The 21,850-nt window shown below is 58.5% G+C and carries 30 protein-coding genes, 1 tRNA gene and 1 pseudogene; 15 read left to right on the top strand and 17 right to left on the bottom strand.

The features are described from left to right. The first annotated feature begins 105 nt into the window (after positions 1-105). The 7 genes from ACNQPL_RS21765 (at position 106) to ACNQPL_RS21735 (ending at position 3,986) form a co-directional block, all read left to right on the top strand. Positions 106-852 carry a 2OG-Fe dioxygenase family protein gene (locus ACNQPL_RS21765; RefSeq protein WP_346611698.1) on the top strand — a complete coding sequence of 249 codons (747 nt, stop codon included), beginning with the start codon at positions 106-108 and terminating at the stop codon, positions 850-852. Then, the gene (locus ACNQPL_RS21760; RefSeq protein ID WP_346611699.1) at positions 836-1,318 is read left to right on the top strand and encodes a GNAT family N-acetyltransferase; all 483 of its coding nucleotides are present in this window, start codon (positions 836-838) and stop codon (positions 1,316-1,318) included. The genes ACNQPL_RS21765 and ACNQPL_RS21760 overlap by 17 nt, the downstream gene beginning before the upstream one ends. Continuing rightward, positions 1,315-2,016 (top strand): AzlC family ABC transporter permease, encoded by a 702-nt coding sequence (locus ACNQPL_RS21755; protein WP_346611700.1) that lies wholly within the window; start codon positions 1,315-1,317, stop codon positions 2,014-2,016. The genes ACNQPL_RS21760 and ACNQPL_RS21755 overlap by 4 nt, the downstream gene beginning before the upstream one ends. After that, the gene (locus ACNQPL_RS21750) at positions 1,995-2,315 is read left to right on the top strand and encodes an AzlD domain-containing protein (protein WP_346611701.1); all 321 of its coding nucleotides are present in this window, start codon (positions 1,995-1,997) and stop codon (positions 2,313-2,315) included. Before ACNQPL_RS21755 ends, ACNQPL_RS21750 begins: the two co-directional genes overlap by 22 nt. A 42-nt stretch (positions 2,316-2,357) precedes the next feature. Continuing rightward, positions 2,358-2,792, top strand: coding sequence for a hypothetical protein (locus tag ACNQPL_RS21745; RefSeq protein WP_416467882.1), 435 nt, complete (start codon positions 2,358-2,360; stop codon positions 2,790-2,792). Positions 2,793-2,924: 132 nt separating this feature from the next. Then, entirely contained in the window at positions 2,925-3,269 is a 345-nt protein-coding gene (locus ACNQPL_RS21740) for a hypothetical protein (RefSeq protein WP_346611703.1), read from the top strand. Positions 3,270-3,368: 99 nt separating this feature from the next. Beyond that, entirely contained in the window at positions 3,369-3,986 is a 618-nt protein-coding gene (locus ACNQPL_RS21735; RefSeq protein WP_346611704.1) for a LysE family transporter, read from the top strand. Between the two features lie 10 nt (positions 3,987-3,996). On the opposite strand, the gene ACNQPL_RS21730 is transcribed toward ACNQPL_RS21735, so the two are convergent. From ACNQPL_RS21730 to ACNQPL_RS21715, 4 genes are all read right to left on the bottom strand, one after another. Further along, entirely contained in the window at positions 3,997-5,160 is a 1,164-nt protein-coding gene (locus ACNQPL_RS21730; protein ID WP_416467881.1) for an ATP-binding protein, read from the bottom strand. Between the two features lie 182 nt (positions 5,161-5,342). After that, positions 5,343-6,557 carry a hypothetical protein gene (locus tag ACNQPL_RS21725; RefSeq protein ID WP_416467880.1) on the bottom strand — a complete coding sequence of 405 codons (1,215 nt, stop codon included), beginning with the start codon at positions 6,555-6,557 and terminating at the stop codon, positions 5,343-5,345. 10 nt (positions 6,558-6,567) lie between these two features. Beyond that, positions 6,568-8,466 carry a hypothetical protein gene (locus ACNQPL_RS21720; RefSeq protein ID WP_416467879.1) on the bottom strand — a complete coding sequence of 633 codons (1,899 nt, stop codon included), beginning with the start codon at positions 8,464-8,466 and terminating at the stop codon, positions 6,568-6,570. An 8-nt stretch (positions 8,467-8,474) separates the two neighbouring features. Beyond that, positions 8,475-9,332 (bottom strand): SH3 domain-containing protein, encoded by an 858-nt coding sequence (locus ACNQPL_RS21715; protein ID WP_346611708.1) that lies wholly within the window; start codon positions 9,330-9,332, stop codon positions 8,475-8,477. A 694-nt stretch (positions 9,333-10,026) separates the two neighbouring features. Between ACNQPL_RS21715 and ACNQPL_RS21710 the strand changes: the two genes are divergently transcribed. The 3 genes from ACNQPL_RS21710 (at position 10,027) to ACNQPL_RS21700 (ending at position 11,126) form a co-directional block, all read left to right on the top strand. Next, on the top strand, positions 10,027-10,290 hold the full coding sequence (locus ACNQPL_RS21710) for a hypothetical protein (RefSeq protein WP_416467878.1): 264 nt from the start codon (positions 10,027-10,029) through the stop codon (positions 10,288-10,290). Between the two features lie 147 nt (positions 10,291-10,437). After that, entirely contained in the window at positions 10,438-10,731 is a 294-nt protein-coding gene (locus tag ACNQPL_RS21705) for a DUF3077 domain-containing protein (protein ID WP_416467877.1), read from the top strand. A 44-nt stretch (positions 10,732-10,775) separates the two neighbouring features. After that, positions 10,776-11,126 carry an addiction module antidote protein gene (locus ACNQPL_RS21700; RefSeq protein ID WP_416467876.1) on the top strand — a complete coding sequence of 117 codons (351 nt, stop codon included), beginning with the start codon at positions 10,776-10,778 and terminating at the stop codon, positions 11,124-11,126. A 959-nt stretch (positions 11,127-12,085) separates the two neighbouring features. Here the strand turns inward: ACNQPL_RS21700 and ACNQPL_RS21695 are convergent. From ACNQPL_RS21695 to ACNQPL_RS21680, 4 genes are all read right to left on the bottom strand, one after another. Continuing rightward, on the bottom strand, positions 12,086-12,340 hold the full coding sequence (locus tag ACNQPL_RS21695; protein WP_416467875.1) for a hypothetical protein: 255 nt from the start codon (positions 12,338-12,340) through the stop codon (positions 12,086-12,088). 361 nt (positions 12,341-12,701) lie between these two features. Next, positions 12,702-13,058 carry a hypothetical protein gene (locus ACNQPL_RS21690; protein ID WP_416467874.1) on the bottom strand — a complete coding sequence of 119 codons (357 nt, stop codon included), beginning with the start codon at positions 13,056-13,058 and terminating at the stop codon, positions 12,702-12,704. Between the two features lie 72 nt (positions 13,059-13,130). Next, on the bottom strand, positions 13,131-13,391 hold the full coding sequence (locus ACNQPL_RS21685) for a hypothetical protein (RefSeq protein ID WP_416467873.1): 261 nt from the start codon (positions 13,389-13,391) through the stop codon (positions 13,131-13,133). Between the two features lie 145 nt (positions 13,392-13,536). Beyond that, complete coding sequence (locus tag ACNQPL_RS21680) at positions 13,537-13,803, bottom strand: hypothetical protein (RefSeq protein ID WP_416467872.1); 267 nt, start codon at positions 13,801-13,803, stop codon at positions 13,537-13,539. Between the two features lie 242 nt (positions 13,804-14,045). Here ACNQPL_RS21680 and ACNQPL_RS21675 point away from each other — a divergent pair. The 3 genes and pseudogenes from ACNQPL_RS21675 to ACNQPL_RS21665 form a co-directional block, all read left to right on the top strand. Continuing rightward, a pseudogene (locus tag ACNQPL_RS21675) lies at positions 14,046-14,156 on the top strand (carbon storage regulator); the annotation flags it as partial. A 32-nt stretch (positions 14,157-14,188) separates the two neighbouring features. Continuing rightward, complete coding sequence (locus ACNQPL_RS21670) at positions 14,189-14,407, top strand: hypothetical protein (RefSeq protein WP_416467916.1); 219 nt, start codon at positions 14,189-14,191, stop codon at positions 14,405-14,407. Then, positions 14,404-14,667, top strand: a complete 264-nt coding sequence (locus ACNQPL_RS21665) for a hypothetical protein (protein WP_416467871.1) — start codon at positions 14,404-14,406, stop codon at positions 14,665-14,667. The genes ACNQPL_RS21670 and ACNQPL_RS21665 overlap by 4 nt, the downstream gene beginning before the upstream one ends. On the opposite strand, the gene ACNQPL_RS21660 is transcribed toward ACNQPL_RS21665, so the two are convergent. The 9 genes from ACNQPL_RS21660 to dapA form a co-directional block, all read right to left on the bottom strand. Next, positions 14,668-15,609: a hypothetical protein gene (locus ACNQPL_RS21660; protein WP_416467870.1), complete on the bottom strand. Its 942-nt coding sequence runs from the start codon at positions 15,607-15,609 to the stop codon at positions 14,668-14,670. Between the two features lie 120 nt (positions 15,610-15,729). After that, positions 15,730-16,158 (bottom strand): hypothetical protein, encoded by a 429-nt coding sequence (locus ACNQPL_RS21655; protein ID WP_416467869.1) that lies wholly within the window; start codon positions 16,156-16,158, stop codon positions 15,730-15,732. A gap of 14 nt (positions 16,159-16,172) precedes the next feature. Next, positions 16,173-16,352 carry a tyrosine-type recombinase/integrase gene (locus tag ACNQPL_RS21650; RefSeq protein ID WP_416467914.1) on the bottom strand — a complete coding sequence of 60 codons (180 nt, stop codon included), beginning with the start codon at positions 16,350-16,352 and terminating at the stop codon, positions 16,173-16,175. Continuing rightward, on the bottom strand, positions 16,336-16,653 hold the full coding sequence (locus ACNQPL_RS21645; RefSeq protein WP_416467915.1) for a hypothetical protein: 318 nt from the start codon (positions 16,651-16,653) through the stop codon (positions 16,336-16,338). The genes ACNQPL_RS21650 and ACNQPL_RS21645 overlap by 17 nt, the downstream gene beginning before the upstream one ends. A 109-nt stretch (positions 16,654-16,762) precedes the next feature. Then, positions 16,763-16,852 (bottom strand) — tRNA-Ser (locus ACNQPL_RS21640). Positions 16,853-16,944: 92 nt separating this feature from the next. Beyond that, complete coding sequence (gene purC / locus ACNQPL_RS21635) at positions 16,945-17,655, bottom strand: phosphoribosylaminoimidazolesuccinocarboxamide synthase (protein ID WP_012315794.1); 711 nt, start codon at positions 17,653-17,655, stop codon at positions 16,945-16,947. Positions 17,656-17,685: 30 nt separating this feature from the next. Further along, entirely contained in the window at positions 17,686-18,444 is a 759-nt protein-coding gene (locus tag ACNQPL_RS21630) for an MBL fold metallo-hydrolase (RefSeq protein WP_416467868.1), read from the bottom strand. Further along, positions 18,445-19,563 carry an outer membrane protein assembly factor BamC gene (gene bamC / locus ACNQPL_RS21625; protein ID WP_346611713.1) on the bottom strand — a complete coding sequence of 373 codons (1,119 nt, stop codon included), beginning with the start codon at positions 19,561-19,563 and terminating at the stop codon, positions 18,445-18,447. It abuts the gene before it with no gap. Positions 19,564-19,578: 15 nt separating this feature from the next. Then, the gene (dapA, locus tag ACNQPL_RS21620) at positions 19,579-20,466 is read right to left on the bottom strand and encodes a 4-hydroxy-tetrahydrodipicolinate synthase (protein WP_346611714.1); all 888 of its coding nucleotides are present in this window, start codon (positions 20,464-20,466) and stop codon (positions 19,579-19,581) included. Positions 20,467-20,726: 260 nt separating this feature from the next. Between dapA and ACNQPL_RS21615 the strand changes: the two genes are divergently transcribed. Both ACNQPL_RS21615 and ACNQPL_RS21610 read left to right on the top strand, forming a co-directional pair. Then, complete coding sequence (locus ACNQPL_RS21615; RefSeq protein WP_346611715.1) at positions 20,727-21,287, top strand: glycine cleavage system protein R; 561 nt, start codon at positions 20,727-20,729, stop codon at positions 21,285-21,287. 11 nt (positions 21,288-21,298) lie between these two features. Continuing rightward, the gene (locus ACNQPL_RS21610) at positions 21,299-21,772 is read left to right on the top strand and encodes a peroxiredoxin (RefSeq protein ID WP_346611716.1); all 474 of its coding nucleotides are present in this window, start codon (positions 21,299-21,301) and stop codon (positions 21,770-21,772) included. Positions 21,773-21,850: the final 78 nt, after the last annotated feature.

The raw sequence follows: 21,850 nt of genomic DNA, 5'->3' as shown, positions 1-21,850 counted from the left end.
CGCTCGCCAGCAAGCGCCGGTTGAGGCACGTCAAAAATAAGTGAAGTTTCTGCCATCATTTCGCCTGCTAGATTACCGGCAGTTTTTAATAAGAAGAGATGCCAAATGCTTGCACTGAAACGCAACATCGACGACGCACTGCGGCAACACAAGACCGTCAACGTACTGGGCAGTGATTTCGAACTGAGCGGTGGTTTTGGCCACTTTGTCGAGTTTTCCAGAAGTTGGGAAACCATGGGTGTCGACCGTTATTACGGCCAAGCCGACAAGGGCACCCGCTATCGCCGTTACAGCGACTTCGATTACAACCCGGTCAGCGGTGAACTGCAGCAACTCGAGCACCGCGCGTATGAACAATCGGAAGCCCATAACCAATATGTCGGTGGCATGCGCCGCCACTTCGACGACGTCTCCAGCGATGTGTTCAACTCGCCGGTACTGCGTGCGCTGATCAAGCTCGATTTCGACGTCTATAAAGCTGTACTGCCCGAAGCACTGCACAACGTCACCTGGCAGTGCCAGGTGCACCAGATCCGTATCGAAGTCAAACCTGGCGCGCAGATCGAAATCACGCCTGAAGGCATTCACTGCGACGGTTACCCGTTCAGTGGCGTGCACTTCTGGGGCCGCCACAATATCGAAGGCGCCACCAGCAAGGTCTACGACAAGCAGTCGAACGTAATCGACTCCGGCACCTACCTGGAGATTCTCGATACCACGTACTTCCTCGACCGCGAACTGCAGCACTACGTCACGCCGGCCATCAACCCCAGCGATTCGGAAATGGGCTACCGGCAGATCATTGCCATTTCCTTCTCTCGGCCGGGTAGCGAACATGACATTGTCCGGTAGCCTTGAACAGGCACTGCTCAAGCAGGCCACACCTGAACATATCAACGGCCTGACCATCAAGAAAGCCACGCCGTTCTATGCCGCGAAACTGGTCAACTTCCTCAAGCGTTTCGACGAAGTGTCGTTCTGCGACTGGCAGAATGAAGACCTGCTCAAAGGCTTGCTGGGTTCGGACAATACCTACTGCTATGTTGCCGAAAACCACAGCGGGGCAATCATCGGTGCGGTCGCCGGTGGTTCGATGGGGACGCGAGGCACCATCAACCACTTGGCGGTCTCACCGGACTATCGCCACAGCAGGATCGGCACTTCGTTGACCAACTCGATCCTCAGTGATTTTCGCCAGCACGGCATTCGGCGCATTTTCCTGTTCATTGAGGCGGGCAATGCGTCAGCGCTGAACTTCTGGCAGAAACAAGGGTTTCAGCAAACCCGTGGTGAAATTACCTGCGAGGTCGATCTATGACCGAAGTGGCGCTGCTCCCTGTTTCGCGCAAAGAGAGCTTCTTCGATGCACTGCCGATCATCACCGGCTACTTTGTCGTCAGCTTCGTCTTTGGCGTGATGTGCATCAATGCCGGCTTGCCGCTGTGGCTGCCGGTGGCCATGTGCGTGTTCGTCTACGCCGGTGCTGCGCAGTTCGCCGCACTGACATTGATCACCACGGGCGCACCGCTGCTTTCGATCGCCTTATCGACACTGCTGATCAATTCGCGGCATGTGTTGATGGCCATGTACATGGCCAAACGCAGCGAGGGGCTGGGTATTAGCAAAGCGCAGAAGTTGATGTACGCGTTCGGCCTCACCGATGAGTCCTTTGCCTTGCACAGCCAACGGCTGGAAAGCCGCAAGCACACTTCGCCGGGCTACATGCTGCAGTTCAACACCTGGTGCCATGCCAGCTGGATTGCCGGAGCACTGGTCGGCGCCGTGGCCTCCGATGCGCTGCACCGGTTCTCGCAGTTCAAGCTGGACTATGCGCTGACCGCCATGATGATCTTCGTGCTGATTTCGCTGTGCAACACCAGGACCAAGTTCATCATCGCACTCGTCGTCATTGTTGCAACGTGCCTGCTCAATGCGCTCAACACGTCCCCCTTGAACGTATTCATTGCAACCGCCGTGGGCTGTGGAGTGGGGTTATGCCTGAAGAAAAATACCTGATCGCCGCCGTCGCGCTGATGATGGCCATCACCTACCTGACCCGCGCCACGCCATTGTTTTTCAGGATGGAACGAACCCCAAAGGTATTCAACGACGTCATTGAATACCTGCCCGTGGCAATCATCGCCAGCATCACCGTGCCGGCCCTGCTGATGGCCAAGGACGGCACGTTGATGCCGCTCAATGCCGACCTGCTGGCCGCCATTCCGGTAGCGCTGGTGGCCTATTTCACGCGGAGTTTGATATTCAGCGTAACTGCCGGTATCGCGGCGCATATCGCGATCACGCTCTATGCGTGAGTGGACGCTAGACCCGTGCACGCACCCGACAGGGAACTCGCCATGAGCGGAGTACGCAAGACGCTGACACTTTCAAGTTTGAGCCAGTTTGCACGCCTCATACCGCATGGCCTGCCGCGTGATCAGGTGTTTGGTGCACTGAGTGGTTTGTCTCTGGAGTGCTCGCTCAGCTACGACTTGAGCAAGAGCTTCTTGAGCGACGGCTGGATCGTCGAATATCGCCATCTGCGCACTGCAGGCCAACTGAACCCGGTCAGCGATCTTCTGTTGTTTGCGACTTCTGGCGGCTTGAAAATCGAGATGGCCGACGGTTCGACACATCACGTGAAGTGTGGGGAACACGTGATGTTGCCAGCCGATTGCCAGGCGACGGTGTTCCCCGTGGGTGAGCGTGACAGCGTGAGTTTCATCGCCTTGGCCATCGAACTCGACCTTGGTCAGATTCTGCAGGAGCTGACGGAAGTGCCGCCCGCGTGAAGCACTTCACAGCGCAGGCTTGCGTGGCGCCCAAACCGTGACGGGGTCTACGCAGCAACGTTGCCTTGCCACGCCTTGCATCTATACCTGAGAGCGCTACAGCCGATTCCCAACCGACTCAGGAGCAACTGCATGGAAGCCTATTTCGCCCTCACCACCGTTGATACGCCGCGAGAGTTCATCTTCAAGCTGACCAATGAACAGCGTATCGCCCACGCCCGCAAAATCCTCTCGGGCGAGGAAATCAACGAAGTTCATGTCCATGGCCGGATCATAAAACGCGAGCAGCCCTACAACCCGAACTGGAGCTTTCATCTGGACCCGGATTCGATCAACTTTTTCGACGTGGCGATCGAAGTGTGCGATGCCGGCACCCAATACGTAGAAGACCATCTCGACGAAGCCTGCGGTGCATTCCTGCCTGGCTGCCACTGGTGCCCATGGACATCGAAACTCACCCGCGAAGTAAAACCCTGATCCACCAAGTTTGAAACCTGCCACAGGGCAGTTGTAAAGCAGGCCGCAGCCAACGATAGTCTACGGTTCTGCCTTTGCACTGCCCTACAGGAGTTCCCCATGCTCGGCGTCACCGACTACGGCGCGTTCGTCATCGCCTTCATCATCGTCCTGGCCATCCCCGGCCCAGGCAACTTCGCCCTGATCACCGCCACCGGCAAGGGCGGTATCAAGGCAGGCATGGCGGCGACCTGCGGGGTGATTCTGGGAGACCAAGTGTTGCTGTGGCTGGCGGTGGCGGGCGTCGCGACCCTGCTGGCCGCCTACCCCGCTGCTTTCCACGTGGTGCAGTGGGCCGGTGCGGCGTACCTGGCCTACCTGGGCATGCGCATGCTGCTGAGCAAGCCTGGCGGCGCCCCGCGCGCCAGCCGCATGGACAATGGCCACTACCTGCGCCAGACCACGATGATCACCTTGCTCAACCCCAAGGCGATCATGTTCTACATGGCATTTTTCCCCCTGTTCGTCGACCCGGTGAAGCACCAAGGGTTGGTGACTTTCGGCTTCCTGGCAGCGACCGTGGCGGTGGTGACGTTCCTGTATGGGCTGATTGCCGTGGTGCTAACCCACCAACTGGCCGAGCGCATGCGCGCCAACCCGCGCATTGCCAACCTGTTCGAGCGGCTGGCGGGGGCTTGCCTGGTGGGGTTTGGGATCAAGCTGGCGGCGATGCGCTGAGGATTGAAGCCTAACCTTGCCGCCGCATGTACTCGGCAAAAAGCGGCACGGTAAAATCCAGAAAGCCATGATCTGTACTGTAGGCCATCCCCTTGGAGATAACCTTGGCCCTTGTCGGCCCTAATGATGATTGTGGGCGCCCCAGCGCCTTCGCGACATCACTCACCGCATAGGGCCCATCACCAAGCTGCGACATCGCTTTAACGAAAAGCACTTCGCTTGGCGTCAACTGGTCGATACGCACCCTGAAGAACCCCGCGTCAAGCAAGGCCAGCGTTTCTGAATAGGACTTCACCACATCATCCAACGATATTTCCGGCCCTTCAGCACAGTTCCACGCCGTAGATGCCCACTCTTGCAGGAAGAAAGGATACCCCTTCGTACGTACGACAATCTCTTCAAGGGCGGCCTGTGCAATGGACGCCTCTTCTTCCAGGATCGGCTTCAGGACTGCCTGAGCAGCGGCCTCCGCATCCAGTGCATTGATTTCGGGATAGAGGAAAAGTCGTTCCGCATAAGACTTCGCCTCCCCTGCAAGACGCGCCACCTGAGGCAAGCCTGCCCCAACAAGCAGTATCGGCAAACCTTCCTGAGACATGCGGTGCATCGAGACGATCAATGCCCGTAAATCAGCTTCAGACAGGTACTGCACTTCATCAATCAGCAAAATCCAGCCTTTGCCTGCGGCCTTTGCTGCCCGACCAATAACGTTGAAAAGGTCTGGCAAGTCGTACTGAAGGTTGCCACTGTCGGCCAACCCGGGCTCCGGCTCCACGCCAACTTCCACTCCGGCAATATCAATCTTGAAGATGGACGCGAAGCCCCGCAGCCCTTTGAGTCCACGATTAGCGATCTGTTTGGCGGCTTCTACGGTTGAGAGCGAGCGCATGACCTTGCGCATTTCGGGGTAGAGCAACCGGGCCAAGCTTTCTTCTTCCGGAGATTCGACTTTTGAAACCAGCAAGCCTTCGTCCTCGGCAATCTTCCCGACTTCATTCAGCAATACCGTTTTCCCGGTGCCTCTCAAACCGAGCAGCATCATGGACCTGGCGCTGCGACCATTGACCGCTCTACCACAGGCTATTCGAGCATGATCCAGCACCACATCGCGCCCTGCCAGTTCCGGGGGCCTGCTGCCTGCGCCAGGTGCAAATGGGTTGCGGTAAGGGTCCATGGGGCACCTCCTAAACGAGTTATACCAACAGATATCAAAAACTACCTGTTTCCGCTATCTATTGTTAGCTTTCGGTAGGATTTGATTGCGGACCAGTACTAAGTTGTCACCTGCTGACCGCCACAGCAAAAAGGGTGGCCTGAGCCACCCTTTCGGTTTACGCGATTGGCACCGTCACCGGCTCAATTGCTTTCCAGTTCGTACGCCTTGCTGACGAAAAGCGCTGCAAACAGGCTCTTGCCTTCCTTGAACTTGTACTCCTCCTCGAAACTGCCTTCCTCCACCAGCTTGCGGCTGATGGCGCATTCCGAGTCGCTGTGGTTTTTGCCTTTGGCGCCAAAGTCGCTGGACCACTGTGACAGCCCGACCTCTTCGCAGAAGGCCTCGAACTTGGCCTTGGGTGTGGCTTCCTGGTAGCTGCCGTAGGCTTCTTTCAGCGGTTTGAAGCCGCTGTAGGTGACCGAGTAATTCTCGACCTTGGCCACCCGCGCGAAGCTGCTGACAGCCTCGGTCAGCGCCGCCTGACCGGCGTATGGCTGATATGCACCGAGGATGAAGCCGCTCAGCGCGTTCTTCAGCCCGTCTTCCACATCGTCGAGTTCCGGCAGCGAGGCGAAGTCGGCCTTGCGCACGATCTCGCCGACCTTGGAGCCGTCATTGCGGTGGGTGACCACGAACTTCATCGAGCCTTCACCATCGCTGGAGCGCTTGAGGATGAAATCCACGTCGACCTGGGTGCCAAAGGTGCCGGTGCTGTTGACCAGGAACGCACCGGTGACCGGCTGGCGCACAGCCAGGTTGGTGCCCCAGGAGAAGTCCGACTGGGTGGCGCGACCGTTTGCCGACAATTCAGCGCGCGGCTGGATCTCGTCGTTCACGTCAGAGACCAGCACCACTTCAGCACCCTTGTGGGAAATGAACGGGTTGCCCATCTGCAGGCCGAGCAACTGGATGTGGATCTCTCCCGCCTTGCTGTCGCCATCGCGGGCAACTTTCAGGGCATCGGCTTTCAGGTAGACACCCGCGACATTGCGGCCGGAAACCGCATCGAGCTGGTACTTGGCCCAACTCGCCAGGCCCGTTTCGCTGGAACCAGCACCCCTGGGGTCGAATGAGCCCATGAGGCTGCGCAGGAAATTCATCGCCCCGTTGGTCTGCGCGGTGGCCATGCGGATCTCAGGGTCGGCCACGGTCAGGTTGCCGGAGAAGGCCGAATACGAAACCTCGCCTTCGGACAGCACGTCCTCAAGGAAGTAGCGCTCCTTGAACTCATCGTAATAGCTCAGTGCGGCCTTCTTGCCAGCGCTTGAAACCATCGCGAAGCCGCCGCCGAGCACCAGCACTGCAGCGGCAACACCGCCTATCAGCAGCTGCTTTTTGTTCATCTGTTTGATCATGGTGTATGCCTCACTGGACCTGAGCGGAAGCGTTGTTCCAGTCGTTCACGAACTGTTGGGAGACCTCTGGGGTCCAGCTGAAGTCGATGCCCGCGTTGGGGAATTCCTTGGCCAGCACAGCGCCGAACGACACACGGTCAGCACAGTGGTCCTGCTTGCAGGCCTCCGGCTCACCGGCGCTGTAGGCGCGGTAGGTGACGACCGCGCGGCCGTCTTCCAGCGGGAAGTACGGGGTGGCGTTGGCCACCTGGGTGACGTACCAGCCTTCGCTGTATTCCTCATCCGCTACGAGGCGGCCCTTGCTTGGGAAGTCGATGGTGTAGAAGTCACCTTTCTTGCCGGTGACATGCACCATCATCGGCGTGACGCTGGCCGACGACGACGGGTCCTGCAGCGCCAGCGGCGAGCCGAAGCGCACCTTGATACCGGCCATCTGCGCCAGGGCTTCGGTTTCGCGGCCCTTGAACTCGCTCATGCCTTCTTGCAGTTGCTGGTAACGCTCCAGCACATGCGTGTGCACCCGGGCCAGTTCCTGCTGGCGCCGACGCGCCTCGCGCACCCGCTGCTGCTCACGCTGGGCCGCCCAGTTGGCGCCATCGCGCACATCGAAGAACAGGCCTTGGCGATTGATGCCGATGCGGTTGCGGGTGATCTTCAGCGCGTCGTTGCCCCAGACGTTGTTGGCAATTGCCGACAGGTCTTTGACGATGAACAGGTTGTTCACATCAGTCGTGGTCGGCGAGGCGGTCTTGATCAGGTTGAAGATCTCCAGCGCGGTTTCCTTGTACTGCGCCGCGTCCAGCGCGAACGACTCGTCGGGCGTTACCGCCACATAGTACGGGTCGTTGCCGAACGGCCTGAGCACGCCATAGCTCGAGCGCGTGAACGTCAGGTACACCTTCATCTTCCGGCTCGGGATTTCCCCAACCAGGAACGCCGCCTGGTCGGCTTGCGGGGTGAGGTAGGCCACCGCCTTGTCCTTTACCGCGGCTTCGAGGTCCTTGGTGAAAATCAGCGCGCTTGGGTGAACGTAGACGCGGCTCCAGTTATCGCCGCGGTAGGTACCGACCGCCTTCCAGCTGATTTTTTCGAAGCTGCCTTCGCCGAAACCGGACGCCGGGCACGGCATGGCCGGGGTGGTGCCGAACGACAGGGTGTCGCCATCGCTGATGGTCGCGGTGCTGAGCACCCATTTGCAGCCGGTGCCGTCGGTTATCTGCATGAGGTTCTGGTTCTGCAGGACAACAGCGCGGCCGTAGTCGGATGTGGGGGCAGCGGCCACTGCTGCTGTGGGTGCAGGGGTAGCCGGGGCGGCAGGCGCTGCTGCGGGGGCTTGGGCAACGGCGGCTGGCGCGGGCTCTGCGACGACGGCTGGGGCTGGAGCAGGTGCAGGAGCAGGAGCAGGAGCAGGAGCAGGAGCAGGAGCAGCCTCTACTTTCGCGGGCGCAGCTTCTGCGACAGCCGGGGCGGGATCAGGGGCCGATGCCGCAGCAGCAGGTGCTGGCGCCACGGCAGGTGCAGCAGGTGCAGCAGGTGCAGGTGCAGGTGCAGGTTCTGGCGCGACAGGCGCGGCAGCCAGGGTCACCAGGCCAAGGTTGGAGGCATTGCCTGAACCGCTGGCGTAGAGGGCACCTTTGGCATCAACTGCCTTCCAGCTCACCTTGGCCGTCGAGCAGTCCTTGGCGAACACGAACGGCAGCTTGGTCAGCAGGCCGGACAGCAAATCCTGGTTGTCCCACACCGGGCGCGTGATGGTCAGCTCAACCTCGGGTTTGCACCAGGTGGTGGCATCCCCGGGCACTTCGACCTTGATGTTTTCTTTCTTCGAGAAGGCCAGCTCGTGAGCGAACGCCTGCGGTACCAGACCGCAAGCGCCGAACACTGCCAGCGCGAGCGCGTGCTTTTTCATGGAGTTCCTCAGATCAGTTCCCAGGTGCCGTTGGCTTGTTTGCAGAAGGTGTTCTGCTCCTGCTCGGTCTGGCCGGTTTTCGACTTCAAGCTGACGGTGACCGGCCGGCAAGCGGCCTCGGCGGCAACTGTCTCGGTCGGCAGCGACTGGATCGAATCAAGGTCGAAGCCTTGGGTTTCCTTGTTCGCGGCAACATCCAGGTCGTCCAGGTTGATGGCCGGAGCGGCGCGCTTGGCGATGGCCTGAGCCTTGGGCTCGACGTAGTTCTTGTGCACGTAGCCAACCGTCACGCCCTTGCGGCCCACCAGAATCCAGTCACCGGTGGAGCCCACGGCGGTGAACTCGGTGTGGCTTTTCAGGCTGCCGACTTTTTCGCCACTGGCGTTGGGTGCGGCGCGCACGTTCAGGTTGTCGCTGATGGTGACGTAAGGCTCGTTGATCAGCTTCATCGATGGCACCGCCTGAATCTTCGGCGCGCGTTTCACCTCGACCTTCTTGGTCTGGGTGTATTCCTTGCCTGGGGTGATCTGCGCCGTGGCACCGGAGTGATCGGACTTCCAGGTCACCGGCTGGGCGCTGGCGGTGGTCGGCTGGCTCAGCACTTCCTGGGTGCGCAGCGCCAGCGCCTGCTGGTCCTTTTCATCGAGCATGTGGCCGATGCGGTTGCCGACGTAGGCGCCGATACCGCCGGCGATCAGTGCTGCGGCGATCTTGCCGTTACCACTGCCCATGGTCGAGCCGATGGCTACACCGGCCAGGCCACCGATCACGGTGCCCGCTTGCTCTTTGCTGATCCCGAGCTGTGCACAGGCGGTGGTCGTGGCGATGGCGACCGCCAAGAGGGATGCGACGAATTTCTTACGCAAGTGGAGCACTCCATTTCCGGTGGGTCACTCTGCTCAAGGCAGAGGCCTGGTTTGTGTGTAAAGGATCGACAGGCGCACGCGCGCCGCAGCCGATGGCAGGCCGCAGAGGTCGAGGCTGTTTGAGGGGCATCAAGAGGATGGCGGCACTGGCCGGGTTCAACGGCTGGGCGTTGGACAGGGTTTCACCCTGCAAGCCGAGGGCGTTGAGCGAAGCCAGTACGACGGGGAGCATCCAACCAATCCATGTCAGAAAAGGGTCATCGTCCAGCGCGCGTATTCATTACGGCGGGGGCCTGGACGAGAGTGGCGTTTTGCCGCCGCATTGTAACGCAAGGTTACATCGGCAATACAAGGCAAAAAATTGGGTTTGGAAGGGGGAAGTGGTAGCGCGTCCTACATTTTTAACTCAGATTTTTCCCATTCCTTGTAGTCCATTTCCGAATCATACTGCTGCCGCTGCCAAACCATTGCGACTGGAGAGATTGCGGCCTAGGCTCGGTCCGTCGTTGCCAAATCAACGACCGGCTTTGACAGGCTGACTATTCAAGTTTCCGTTGCAGCGCTTCATGGCAGCTGTGCATGGGGCACATTCGTGTGCGCCGGGTTCTTGGGTAACCGGTCTGTCAATCCATGTACAGCTGCCTCCATTCGTTTGACAGCGTTGCCAGGCGGCTCCACTTACCCAGGAGCTATCATGCGCAAAATAGTCCCCGATCCACCCTACTCCCTCGATTCCTCGTACATGCTGCAGGACACCCTGGTCCAGACCTCGGAATACGTCACCTGTGCTCTATCCGTCGCCCGCCAATCGGTGCAACTGAAACCCATCTCCCCCAGCTCGATCGTGATGCAGGCGGTCATCCATGAAATGGAAGTTGCCCATGCACTGGTGGAATCGGCGCTGATGCAGCTGCAGCGCCAAGTGCAGTTGCCGGCTGAACCTAGATCGTTGCACTAAGGCTCAGATGATGGGCTGCTCATGCCGGCCTCTTCGCGGGGCAAGCCCGCTCCCACAGGTCCTGCGGCGCCACCCCCGCAACCTGTGGGAGCGGGCTTGCCCCGCGAAGAGGCCGGCCCAGGCAACAGAAAATCCGGGAGAAAAACAATGACCACAGATGATACCCAGCGCCACACCACCGTAGGCAAAACCCGCTTCTACCAGGCAGAAGGCCAGACCCAACCGCTATTCCGCATCGAACCCGGCATCCCCTGCCAAGCCGCCCGCGAACAGGCATCTGAACTCATGGGCTACGTGCGAGACATGACCTTGACCGGCGTGATGGAGGGAGATGAGAAGCTGATCTGGGCTGCACATTACTTAAGCGCAATGGCCAAGGCGCTGCTGGATGATGCGGAGCTGGGGATGAAGGATAAGGTCACAAACCCCATCCGCAGCTGAAAATGCATACCCGTATGAATTCTTGACGCTCTGCGAGGTAAAAAATGATGAGTAAGACAACCAAACCCCAAGATATGCCAATCCTCGATCTGGATCTGAGTAATACCAAACCCTTCGAGGCTTCTCGATTCCTAGACAGCCCTGAGACGATTGCCGCGTTTCTCGCAGAAGCGTTGAGGGCTAACGATGCCCAGATCCTGATGCATGCACTTGGAGAGGTGGCAAAAGCTAGAGGCGTGAATCAGTTCGCTCAAGATGCGGGGGTAAATCGAGAGTCCCTTTACAAAACACTCAAAGGTGGCGACAAGACACGTTTCGCTACGATTCAGAAGCTGATGGTTGCATTGGGAGTGGAGCTGACAGTGAGGCCGCTTGATAAACAACCGGCTTTGTAAGCATGCCCGCATCGAAGCAAAGCGAGGGCGACGAAGCAGCGCAGACCCATGCCTACCAAGAGTGAAAGTCCATGCACAGCGCTGAATGCTTGGTGGGAAAGCCCGGCCCCACATGCCCAGCAGACGCTTGGGATCGCACGCCGAGCCAGACTACATCGAGCACAACGAAAAAGCCCCTGAAAACTCATCATTTTCAGGGGCTTCATCTACCACATGTAAGGCGGAGAGATAGGGATTTGAACTCTAAGTACTGTTGCCAGTACAACGGATTTCGAATCCGTTTTCAACCTCATATTCTTTTGGGCTTAATCTATAAAGACCAATGAATTCAGCTTGTTAAACGCAAAATAACGCAACAGGGTTCCACATTGTTCGGGGGAGCGATGCCCCCAAAATTCCCCCATGAAAATTGCTAGGATCTCACCCGAAAAAGCTGGCTATCTGCCCATTCTCGGCAAGGCTACCAACGACGGAGCGGTGTGAGGCATGGGTTCTGAGGTGGCGCGGGTCAAGCAGCGAGCCGCAAACAGAAAGCTGGTTGAAGATCTATACGCAAACTCGCATCAGGCGTACGTGGTGCATTACTCATGCGAGTCGTTCTACGAGAACTCCACAGGTGGGTCTACCAGGGTAACCTCGATCGCGATCCGAAACCTACAGTCGACTCAGACCAAATCGTGGTCCATTCACAAAGCAGCCGAGCTCCAAGGCTGTCTTGACCAGATCATTGTAAACTTCCCTGCGCTGGAAAAGGTGATGCTCGAAGGATATTTCGATTTCATGCGACAGCACAGCAGCTGCAGGTTCCTGCACTGGGACATACGGGATGAGAACTACGGTTTTTTCGCCCTTGAGCGCAGGCTTCGAACTCTCGGCGACCAGCCCTTCGAACTGCAAGATGACCGAAAAGTCGACCTCGCTCGGGTCCTAGTGGCGATTTATGGCCGCCAGTATGCATCTCACGAGTCGAAGTCAGGCAGGAAAGCCGAATTTTCAGCCTCGTTAAGCTCAATCAAATTGCCGACAAGGATGGCCTCACCGGCGCACAAGAGGCCGAAGCTTTCGTCAATGGGGGGTACCTGAAGCTTCATCAGTCCACGCTCCGCAAGCTCGATATGTTCTGCAACATCTTCGAGAATGCACGCGAAAATCTCAAAACCCTCGGCGGCTGGTTCGACGTGAACGGCATCCATCCAGTCCACATTGTCGAACAAGTGAAGGCTCATTGGGTCACGACTCTGATCGTTCTTGTGGCTCTCTGCTCGCGGCCGGCTACTAATATTGGGACGTGATATCTAAGCTCTGGGGCGGCGCAGGCGGAGCTGCATAGAGCGGCAGATCATCTGCAAGCTCTTTTGGCCACTGCTTCACTGCGAGCCCCCGCTTCTGCGAGAGAGCGAATGGAGCAAAGATTTCGTGGGGACGCAGCTTGCCCGCAAGGAGGCGGGAGTCTCCGGCGCCTACAACAAGGCGGCATACCTACGCCAGCGCCGGAAGACCATGAAGTGATACGCAGAGTACTTCGATGCACTTGAACACGGGACGGCTTTATCTCCCATGCCTGCGATCTGATAACTAGCCCTGCACATTATCTCCGTCGGCCGGCATGGCGCTGGCCGAGGCGGAAACGAACTTCTTGTCGAAGTGGTTCAGGAATGTCTCGATCAGATGGCCATGGTAATAGCCATACGCTCTTTGGGAAATGTTCTTTCCCTCAGGCCGGACTATTTTGAACAAAAGAGTTTTATTTTCTGGCTGGGGATCAGCTCGAAAAAACGCTTCGCGGGCGTACTGCTGCCCCTTGTGAGTAAACGAGCCAGTAGAAGTGATCTCCCAGGTAGTGATGGAACCTTCCTTCTCTTCCTGTGTGATCTTTTCCATGAACTCCTTGAGCAAGGCATTTGGGTTGGCCGTGAAAAACTTTACAGACATCATTAACCTCCGTGCGTAGTGAGGGTATTTTGATATCACATACGGAAGGCTGTTTGTAGCTCAGACTTTGGTCTAGTTGCAGGCATTGATTGCTGCCTTTAGCTGCTTTTCATATCCGATCCGCTGCCTTCGCTCAGCCAGCAACGCGCGCACCTTTGTCTGAAGGCTGTCGGATTTTCGAAGGTCGGCAGCTACCCACGCCGGTACTTCCACCTCCGGCGCTCGGCACGGCACCTGAACGGGCACCTCGACGCGCACGTACTGCACCTGCGGCTCGACCCTACCACCACAGCCAGCGAGCGCCATCGCGCACACCATGATCGCCGCCCTCATAACCCAAGCTCCGTATCGCGACCACACCGTGGCTGTCGCACCAGGTCTTTAGCGGTCGGAAACCTTGGATGCCGAACGACCGGCGCGCGGCCTTCTCCACCGCTGTGACAGTGGCGTGTCGGCAGCTTCGGCCAAGCTCATTCTCCTAGTGCGTGACCTTGCGCACCGCGGCGGATACGGTGGCCATGGCCGTTGCTTCGCGGCGGCTACCAATCTCGGCCTTCGTGGCAATCGCATAGTCACGCGGCTCAAGCGCCAGCTGCTCGGAGCGCTTCGAGGCCAACAGGTGCTCCAGGGCCTCGATGTAGTTTTCATGCATGGATGACTTGGCCCGGTTCCGTTCCTGCACAAGCTCCCAGAACTCACGGACCAGCTTTTTCTTGAAGGCCCGGACGATCTCGGTGTTGCGCATGAAGGTCAGCAGCAGCGTTGCCTGGGGTTCGTTCAGGAATGCGTATTCGGTAGGCCGGCGCCGGTACTTTCGGATTTGAAATCCAGAAGTCCGAACTCCTCCAGGTCGCCCTGATAGGAGCGGACCAACGCATCGTTGAAAACACATACGTGACCAAGGGTGGACTCAAGTCCTGCCGCGTTTGCCACCGACTCATCGAACAGCGCCGGCGCGCGTCCCAATCTCACTGAAGGAACTAGAGCATGCTTATTCTCACTAGAACAATCGGCGAATCCATCAAGATTTCCGACAACATCACCGTAGTCGTACTGGGCGTCAAAGGGAGCCAGGTCCGCCTGGGCGTCGAGGCGCCGATGTGGCCATCACGGGGCCAATCAACCGGTACATGCTCCTCCAGAGCCGCGAGTGGGCGATCGACATGGCCGCCTCTCTCCGGGCCGCACCTGTCGACTTGGTGATCGAGCGCTTGACCGGGGCCGAGGCGGGCCGGCCATGTAGCTACGCGGCCGGCATCAAGTCAGTGGTGGATGAGTTGAAAAACGCTGACGCGACAGGTCAGGCTGAAGAAGAGAACCTGACGCGTCAGGCCGGGAGGAAGCAATGAGCGAAAAAACCGAAGTGCTGACGGTTGAGGGCCTCGCCAAGCTGCTGGGCCGCACCGAAGCATCGATCATGGAAGGGATTCGCAGAGGCGTGCCTTGGCTGCCCAAGAGCTTCAAGATGGGCAACCGGCACTCCTGGCTGAGGCAAGATGCCGACCTGTTTCTAAATGAACTAAAGTCCGGCAAACCGCATTCGAGCAAGACTGGAAGAAAACGTAAAAATCCCCTTCCAAGCCTTAAGTTAGCACATAGCCAAACTTGATCAATCAATTTCGAGATACAGAGCGATAGGGTCAACCACCAGCTCGCTTCCTTTCCCATCGGTAAACAAGGAGTCAAGCTGTTGAAAGCACTCTACCGCACGCATGATCATATTTCTAAAACCATCGCTCTCGGATTCCTCATTTTCAGAGGGCAGAATGGAAGTCTCAGATTTGCTTGCCCGATTGGCTTGTGTAACAATGCCCACTAGCACAAGTTCAACATCTGAAAAGCGAGAGTAAGTTTTATAAATAAAATTCTCTTCATTCCTAAGGCAGTCTCTTTTCATATCTGCCTTTACCAGGAAATCGCCAGCGCTCATAAGAACGTCGAGCCGATCCTTCAAATGTGTTGAAATCAAACCCGCCAAAGAGGCATAGTTTGCTCTCTCATTCTCAGATTCTAGTTTTGCCTTTTCCGGCTCAGACAATACCGCCAGCTGCTTTCTAAGTATGCCGGCACGACCTGATTTGGATGTCGGGTCTTCAAGCTTAAGAATCTCTTGAATAACTTGCTCACGCTCATCATTACGCGAAACCACCGAGATGGCATCTTGCATGTCAACCAAAGAACCCATGACCTTCGCGATTTCAGCAGCATCTAGGAATTGCACCCGAGCTCTGACTCGGATCATTTTCTTACCTGACGCTATGAAACTTTCAATATCGGTGTCGCTTGTAGCAAAGAAAAGCTTGTCTAACTCGGTTAACTTAGACTCAAAGATAGAATATGCATAATCATGGAGAAATTTCTTCTCGATATTCGATGATGCGTTAGCAACTATCTCGCCAATCTTGCGACCGCTCAGAAAGGGTCCCGATTGGTGCCCTTCAGCCGATGCCGTTTCTCGAGATTCTTGAAGAATATACTCCGTCACTCCCTCCATAAGCTGAGAAGACATAGAGTACATCTTATACTCATCGAGGTAGACGAAGCTTTTCACGCACAGAAGTCCTTTTTAAAAAATCTTCATAGTATTTTTTTCGAGTGTTCACAATTGACCACCCTGCTAGAATCAAACCAAAAGCCCCGGCTAAAATACTAACTACAATTATCGCAGTATTCATGGCACTTCCCTCAATTGAGCGTGCGCGGTAGCAGCAGTTATTCTATCATAAACAGCCAGGTAAAGCAATACAGACACAAAGTCAAGACCCGCAGTTACCTTTAAAATCAAAGCTAAATTGATATTGGTTCCCAACTCTGAGAATAGCACCAGTAGATAGAAGGCAGAAAATAGGGTTAGGAATAAAGCAGCACACCCTGTAAAAAGCTGCCTCCAATGATCATCATCTGATGTCGTATACTTCATTTCCGTAAACACAGACACCTGCAGCACAATACCAAGAGCGATAAAGTCTGAAGCTGTAAACGGCTGGAAACTTCCTGCATCGTTCAGAAACAAATACGTAGAGAGCCGAAAAAAGATCGGAATCATTCCAAAAACAACAGTGAACAGTAGCCAGCGACGCCTGCCGTACTTATTAACCATTCGAGATCTCTGCGTTAACCAAGTTTTTCAGCCAAATGATCAGGACTAAGATGCGTGTACCGCTTGAGCATCGCCAATGTCTTGTGGCCCGTTATACTCGCGACTTCCATCATAGTGAAGCCGCGCTCGAAGAAACGACTGGTCGCCTCATGACGCAAGTCGTGAAGGCGCAGGCCTTCAATTCGGGCCGCCATGCAGGCCCGGGGAAAGTAGTTGCTGATCGTGTTGAGCGCCAAGCTGAAATACCGGCCGCCACCGATCGGGGTGGGCAAGCCCAGAAGTCACCTCGGACAGGTATCGGCCCAAGGCCTCGGCCAGCGTGGTGCTCTCGGCCTCGCGCATGTCCACGAAGCGTGCGCGCGACATGTTACCTTCGATCTCGGCAGCCCATCTCTGGGCTTCTACCTTGGTGTCAAAGGTGGCGGAAAGGGTTGGATATCCTTTGCGGCGGATCTGGGCACGCCAGGCGTCACCGCGCTTTTCGTAGTAGGCCATGGCGGAATGATAGCGAACGCCTGGGGGAATTACACGCTCCCCCATTCCCCCAAGCATCCCCCAAACGAAAAAAGCCCCGAGGGCTATACAGCGCTCGGGGCCTTTAATATGGCGGAGAGATAGGGATTTGAACCCTAGGTACTGTTGCCAGTACAACGGATTTCGAATCCGTCCCGTTCGACCACTCCGGCATCTCTCCAATGCCGCGCATCATACCAGCGAATTCTGAAAACGCAAACCTTTATTTTCAAAAAAATCACGTGGTATCAGGCGCTTGCGTGAACAGGCCGCTTACAGCGGCACGCCCAGGCGCTTGGCAACTTCTTCGTAGGCTTCGATCACGTCGCCCAGGCCCTGACGGAAGCGGTCCTTGTCCATCTTCTTGCGGGTTTCCTTGTCCCACAGGCGGCAGCCGTCCGGGCTGAACTCGTCGCCAAGGACGATTTGGCCGTGGAACACGCCGAACTCCAGCTTGAAGTCGACCAGCAGCAGGCCGGCGTCATCGAACAGCTTGTTCAGCACTTCGTTGACCTTCAGCGACAGCTTCTTCATCTCTGCCAGCTGCTCGGCGGTACCCCAGCCGAAGGCGACAACGTGCGATTCGTTGATGAACGGGTCGCCCTTCTCGTCGTTCTTCAGGAACAGCTCGAAGGTGGACGGCTCGAGCTTGATGCCCTCTTCCACGCCCAGGCGCTTGACCAGGCTGCCGGCGGCATAGTTACGCACCACGCACTCGACCGGGATCATGTCCAGCTTCTTGACCAGGCACTCGTTGTCGCCCAGCAGCTTGTCGAATTGGGTCGGCACGCCGGCTTCTTCGAGTTTCTGCATGATGAAGGCGTTGAACTTGTTGTTCACCATGCCTTTGCGGTCGAGTTGTTCGATGCGCTTGCCGTCGAACGCCGAGGTGTCGTTACGGAACAGCAGGATCAAGCGGTCGGCGTCGTCGGTCTTGTAAACCGATTTGGCCTTGCCGCGGTAGAGTTCTTCGCGTTTTTCCATGATTGGGCTCCGCTTGCTTGAGTGGTTGGGCTAGGCGATTTCGCGCCAGTCGAGCCCGTGTTCCTGATTCGCCACCTGGAGCCAGTCCGGGTCGCACCCAAGGGTGTCGACGAAACACTGGCGGGCCAGATGTGGCAGGTTGTTCTTGCTACTGAGGTGGGCCAGCACCAGGTGCTGCAGGTTGCTCCAGCCCAACTCGTTCACCAGGGTTGCAGCCTGGTGGTTGTTCAAATGGCCTTGCATGCCGCCAACCCGCTGCTTGAGAAAGCGTGGGTAGTGCCCGCGCGCCAGCAGGTCGCGGCAATGGTTGGCCTCGATCAGCAGTGCGTCCAGGCCCTGGTAGCGTTCCAGCAGCAGCGCATCGTACGAGCCCAGGTCGGTGAGCATGCCAAAGCGCCGGCGGCCGTCACTGATGACGTACTGCAGCGGCTCGTAGGCATCGTGCTCGACCCGCGCCGCGCTCACTTGCAGGCTACCGATGCGCAGGCTGTCGCCACAGGCGAGAAAACCGGCCACCTCCACCGGCTTGCGCAGGCCGCGCAAGGTCCCTTGGCTGAGGTAGACCGGTACATTGTAGCGCCGCGACAGCAAGCCCACCCCATGCACGTGGTCGGCATGTTCGTGGGTGACCAGCACCGCGCTCAGTTGCGCCGCCGACACCCCGAGCAGCGCCAGGCGCCGCTCGGTTTCACGCAGGGAGAACCCGCAATCGACCAGGATGTACGTGTCACCACTGGCGATCAGCGTGCCATTTCCCTGGCTGCCGCTTCCAAGTACCGCGAAGCGCACTTAACCCAGGTGGTCCTGAATGGCACTCAGCACGCGGCGAGCGACATCGGCCGGGGCCACGGTGTTGATGTTTTTCTCGACGGTAACCTGCACGCTCTCGCCGACCTTGCTCAGGCGCACCTGATAACGCTCGGCACGGGCTTCGCGCTCTTCCTTGGTCGGCGCACTGCCGAACATGCGGCTGAAGAAGCCAGGCTCGTTCTGCTTGTCGTCAGGTTTTTCCGACAGGTTGATGTAGTACAGGCCCAAGCTGCGGTTGATGTCCTCGACGCGCCATTCGCCGCCCTGCTCCAGAGCGCGGCCCACGCCGGACCAGGCACGGTCCAGGTCGGAGCCGAGGAACAGCACCGGGTTGCCGCTGCCGTCTTCGCTCAGGCTGACGCGGCTCGGCGCATCGAAATCGCGCGCGGCCAGCAGCGAGACCGAACCGCCCTTCTCGGCGCTGCGGTTCATGCTGGCGAGCATTTCGTCGACCAGCAGCGCATCGGCGCCGGTGTTCGCGGAGGTGGACGGGAACGCCGTGTCGGCGGTGCTGCCGGCCGGGCGCTCGACGCTGACGATGTACACCTCGGAGGTGTTGCGCTGCACGCCAGGCTCCATGCGCACACGGACGCGCACTTCGCTGTCACCGCTGCTGGCGGTGCTCGCCAGGCGCTGGCCGAGCGAGGCCGACAGTTCGTCGAAACGCTGCCAGCTGGTGCTGAACTCGCCGGTTTGCGGGCGCTCTTCGACAATGCGGAAGCCGTTGTCCTCGAAGAACTGATGCGCCACAGGCCAGACTTCGGCCGGCGAACGCTGGGCCAGCACCCAACGGCTGCTGCCGCTGCGCTGCAGGCTGAAGTCGCTGACTTCGGCACCGCCGGTCAGGGGTTGCGGGCGCGGCACTTCGAACTCGCCCTTGGCATTGTCGTCGGCGACGTTGCGTGGGATCGGCAGCAGCGGGTCAAGGCGCTTGACGTTGCTGGCGTCCTGCGGCAGCTGCATTGGCGCGGTGGGGTGCGCCTGCAGGTAATCGCTGCCGCGGTCGCGGAAATAGCCATCCTCGCCCCACAGCCAGCCACACCCACTGGTGCTGGAAATGATCAGGGCGAGCGCGGAAAGACCAGCCAGTCGCTTCATGCGGTGTACTTCCTCTTAAACCAGTACGCCGGACTGGCGCAAGGCAGTACGGACTTTTTCGTGACAGCCTTCGCTCAGCCAGGTCAGCGGCAGGCGAATACCTTTGTGCATCAGGCCCATTTCAACGAGCGCGAACTTCACCGGGATCGGGTTGGCTTCGCAGAACAGGTCTTTGTGCAGCGGCATGAGTGTTTCGTTGATTGCGCGGGCCTTCTCGGCATTGCCCTCAAGGGCGGCCTCGCACAGGTCGGCCATTTCGCGCGGGGCGACGTTGGCAGTAACGGAGATGTTGCCTTTGCCGCCCATCAGGATCAGCTCGACGGCAGTCGGGTCATCGCCAGACAGCACGATGAAGTCTTCGCTGACGCCATCGAGGATGGCCTTGGCGCGCACCAGGTCGCCGGTGGCTTCCTTGATGCCGATGATGTTCGGCACGCTCGACAGGCGGATCACGGTCTCGGCCTGCATGTCGCAGGAGGTGCGGCCGGGTACGTTGTAGAGGATCTGCGGGATGTCGACGGCTTCGGCGATGTGCTTGAAGTGCTGGTACAAGCCCTCTTGGGTCGGCTTGTTGTAGTACGGCACTACCAGCAGGCAGGCGTCGGCGCCAGCGTTCTTGGCGTTCTGGGTCAGGTGCACGGCTTCGGCAGTGGAGTTTGCACCGGTACCGGCAATGACCGGCACATTACGCTTGCTGCGCTTGACGCGCTCGACCACGTGCTTGATGACCAGGATGTGCTCTTCGACATCCAGCGTGGCGGACTCACCGGTGGTGCCGACAGCGACGATCGCGTGGGTGCCATTTTCCAGGTGGAAGTCTACAAGTTTGTCGAGGCTGTCCCAATCAAGACGCCCTTGTGCATCCATGGGTGTGACCAATGCCACCATACTGCCCGCAATCATGTAACTGCTCCTGCCGGAAAAAGAGAGCGGTAATGGTACTGGGGGCATCGGCCTTGCACAAGCGAAGCAGGCGGGCGGAGCATTCCCCTCGGCGCCTTATTTCGCTACCCTTGACCCTTTGATCGGTGCAGCGCGGCCCGCCGGGCCGTCGACCTTGCTCCCCGGCCAGCGTCCACGTCCTCGCATGCGAGCCCCGGGCCCTGCCGACAGGAGGCTTTCGCCCGTCCTGTGCCGACCGCTCATCGCTTTAGGAATGCTGCATGTCCACCCCCACCGTCCGCGAACAATTCCTTGTCATCAGTGCCTTGGGCCCCAACCCGATGGAGCTGGCCAACGTCCTCAGCCGCGCTGCCTTCGAAAACCGCTGCGCGGTCGTCACTTCGCGCCTGAGCCGCCATGGCGAGACCAGCGCCCTGGTATTGCAGGTAGGCGGCAGCTGGGATGCCCTGGCCCGCTTCGAGTCCACCCTCCCGGGCCTTGGCAAGAAGCACGGCCTGACCCTGGACGTGGTGCGCAGCGCCGACCAGGAAGTACGCCCGCAGGCCCTGCCTTATGTGGCCTACGTCAGCGCCGCCTACCGCCCGGACATCATCAACGAGCTGTGCCAGTTCTTCCTCGACCACCGTGTCGAGCTCGAAGCCATGACCTGCGACACCTACCTGGCGCCGCAAACCGGCAGCAGCATGCTCAATGCCCAGTTCACCGTGATCCTGCCGGCCGGCACCCAGATCAGCTGGCTGCGCGACCAGTTCCTCGACTTTGCCGACGCCCTCAACCTGGACGCGCTGATCGAACCTTGGCGCCCACAGAACCCTGTGTAAGGAATGCATCCATGGCAGTAGCACTCGACCAACCCGTCGCCGACTTCCAGGCCCAGGCCACCAGCGGCCAGTCCGTTAGCCTGGCCGAGCTCAAGGGCCGCCAGGTGGTGGTGTACTTCTACCCCAAGGACAGCACACCAGGCTGCACCACCCAAGGCCAGGGTTTCCGCGACCAGCATGCGGCCTTTGCGGCGGCCAACACCGTGGTGTTCGGCGTGTCGCGTGACGGCCTCAAGTCGCACGAGAACTTCAAGGCCAAGCAGGGCTTCCCGTTCGAGCTGATCAGCGACAAGGACGAGGCGCTGTGCCAACTGTTCGATGTGATCAAGCTGAAAAAGCTGTATGGCAAGGAATACATGGGCGTTGACCGCAGCACCTTCCTCATCGACAAGGACGGTGTGTTGCGCCAGGAATGGCGTGGCGTGAAAGTGCCGGGGCATGTGGATGCCGTGCTGGCAGCCGCTCAGGCGCTGAACAAGGCTTGAGAATGGCTGGGGCCGCTTTGCGCCCCATCGCCGGCAAGCCGGCTCCCATACTGTTCGGTGTTGCACCGCGGTTGTGGG

Source organism: Pseudomonas sp. LFS044, from assembly GCF_047978245.1.
In the GTDB taxonomy this organism is placed as follows: domain Bacteria; phylum Pseudomonadota; class Gammaproteobacteria; order Pseudomonadales; family Pseudomonadaceae; genus Aquipseudomonas.
Note: the sequence above shows the minus strand (reverse complement) of the source record. Positions and strands in the feature narration are given on the sequence as shown.

Excerpts from the sequence above, each read along its gene's own strand:
- ACNQPL_RS21730 (WP_416467881.1), bottom strand. The coding sequence starts at position 5,160 with ATGGACCCTTACCGCAACCCATTTGCACCTGGCGCAGGCAGCAGGCCC.
- ACNQPL_RS21645 (WP_416467915.1), bottom strand. The coding sequence starts at position 16,653 with ATGGCCTACTACGAAAAGCGCGGTGACGCCTGGCGTGCCCAGATCCGC.
- bamC (WP_346611713.1), bottom strand. The coding sequence starts at position 19,563 with ATGAAGCGACTGGCTGGTCTTTCCGCGCTCGCCCTGATCATTTCCAGC.
- ACNQPL_RS21655 (WP_416467869.1), bottom strand. The coding sequence starts at position 16,158 with ATGGTTAATAAGTACGGCAGGCGTCGCTGGCTACTGTTCACTGTTGTT.
- ACNQPL_RS21765 (WP_346611698.1), top strand. The coding sequence starts at position 106 with ATGCTTGCACTGAAACGCAACATCGACGACGCACTGCGGCAACACAAG.
- ACNQPL_RS21690 (WP_416467874.1), bottom strand. The coding sequence starts at position 13,058 with ATGTCTGTAAAGTTTTTCACGGCCAACCCAAATGCCTTGCTCAAGGAG.
- ACNQPL_RS21720 (WP_416467879.1), bottom strand. The coding sequence starts at position 8,466 with ATGAAAAAGCACGCGCTCGCGCTGGCAGTGTTCGGCGCTTGCGGTCTG.
- ACNQPL_RS21750 (WP_346611701.1), top strand. The coding sequence starts at position 1,995 with ATGCCTGAAGAAAAATACCTGATCGCCGCCGTCGCGCTGATGATGGCC.
- ACNQPL_RS21670 (WP_416467916.1), top strand. The coding sequence starts at position 14,189 with ATGCTCCTCCAGAGCCGCGAGTGGGCGATCGACATGGCCGCCTCTCTC.
- ACNQPL_RS21725 (WP_416467880.1), bottom strand. The coding sequence starts at position 6,557 with ATGATCAAACAGATGAACAAAAAGCAGCTGCTGATAGGCGGTGTTGCC.
- ACNQPL_RS21705 (WP_416467877.1), top strand. The coding sequence starts at position 10,438 with ATGACCACAGATGATACCCAGCGCCACACCACCGTAGGCAAAACCCGC.
- dapA (WP_346611714.1), bottom strand. The coding sequence starts at position 20,466 with ATGATTGCGGGCAGTATGGTGGCATTGGTCACACCCATGGATGCACAA.
- ACNQPL_RS21755 (WP_346611700.1), top strand. The coding sequence starts at position 1,315 with ATGACCGAAGTGGCGCTGCTCCCTGTTTCGCGCAAAGAGAGCTTCTTC.
- ACNQPL_RS21680 (WP_416467872.1), bottom strand. The coding sequence starts at position 13,803 with ATGCGCAACACCGAGATCGTCCGGGCCTTCAAGAAAAAGCTGGTCCGT.
- ACNQPL_RS21735 (WP_346611704.1), top strand. The coding sequence starts at position 3,369 with ATGCTCGGCGTCACCGACTACGGCGCGTTCGTCATCGCCTTCATCATC.
- ACNQPL_RS21685 (WP_416467873.1), bottom strand. The coding sequence starts at position 13,391 with ATGAGGGCGGCGATCATGGTGTGCGCGATGGCGCTCGCTGGCTGTGGT.
- ACNQPL_RS21665 (WP_416467871.1), top strand. The coding sequence starts at position 14,404 with ATGAGCGAAAAAACCGAAGTGCTGACGGTTGAGGGCCTCGCCAAGCTG.
- ACNQPL_RS21760 (WP_346611699.1), top strand. The coding sequence starts at position 836 with ATGACATTGTCCGGTAGCCTTGAACAGGCACTGCTCAAGCAGGCCACA.
- ACNQPL_RS21610 (WP_346611716.1), top strand. The coding sequence starts at position 21,299 with ATGGCAGTAGCACTCGACCAACCCGTCGCCGACTTCCAGGCCCAGGCC.
- ACNQPL_RS21650 (WP_416467914.1), bottom strand. The coding sequence starts at position 16,352 with ATGGCGGCCCGAATTGAAGGCCTGCGCCTTCACGACTTGCGTCATGAG.
- ACNQPL_RS21740 (WP_346611703.1), top strand. The coding sequence starts at position 2,925 with ATGGAAGCCTATTTCGCCCTCACCACCGTTGATACGCCGCGAGAGTTC.
- purC (WP_012315794.1), bottom strand. The coding sequence starts at position 17,655 with ATGGAAAAACGCGAAGAACTCTACCGCGGCAAGGCCAAATCGGTTTAC.
- ACNQPL_RS21710 (WP_416467878.1), top strand. The coding sequence starts at position 10,027 with ATGCGCAAAATAGTCCCCGATCCACCCTACTCCCTCGATTCCTCGTAC.
- ACNQPL_RS21700 (WP_416467876.1), top strand. The coding sequence starts at position 10,776 with ATGATGAGTAAGACAACCAAACCCCAAGATATGCCAATCCTCGATCTG.
- ACNQPL_RS21745 (WP_416467882.1), top strand. The coding sequence starts at position 2,358 with ATGAGCGGAGTACGCAAGACGCTGACACTTTCAAGTTTGAGCCAGTTT.
- ACNQPL_RS21615 (WP_346611715.1), top strand. The coding sequence starts at position 20,727 with ATGTCCACCCCCACCGTCCGCGAACAATTCCTTGTCATCAGTGCCTTG.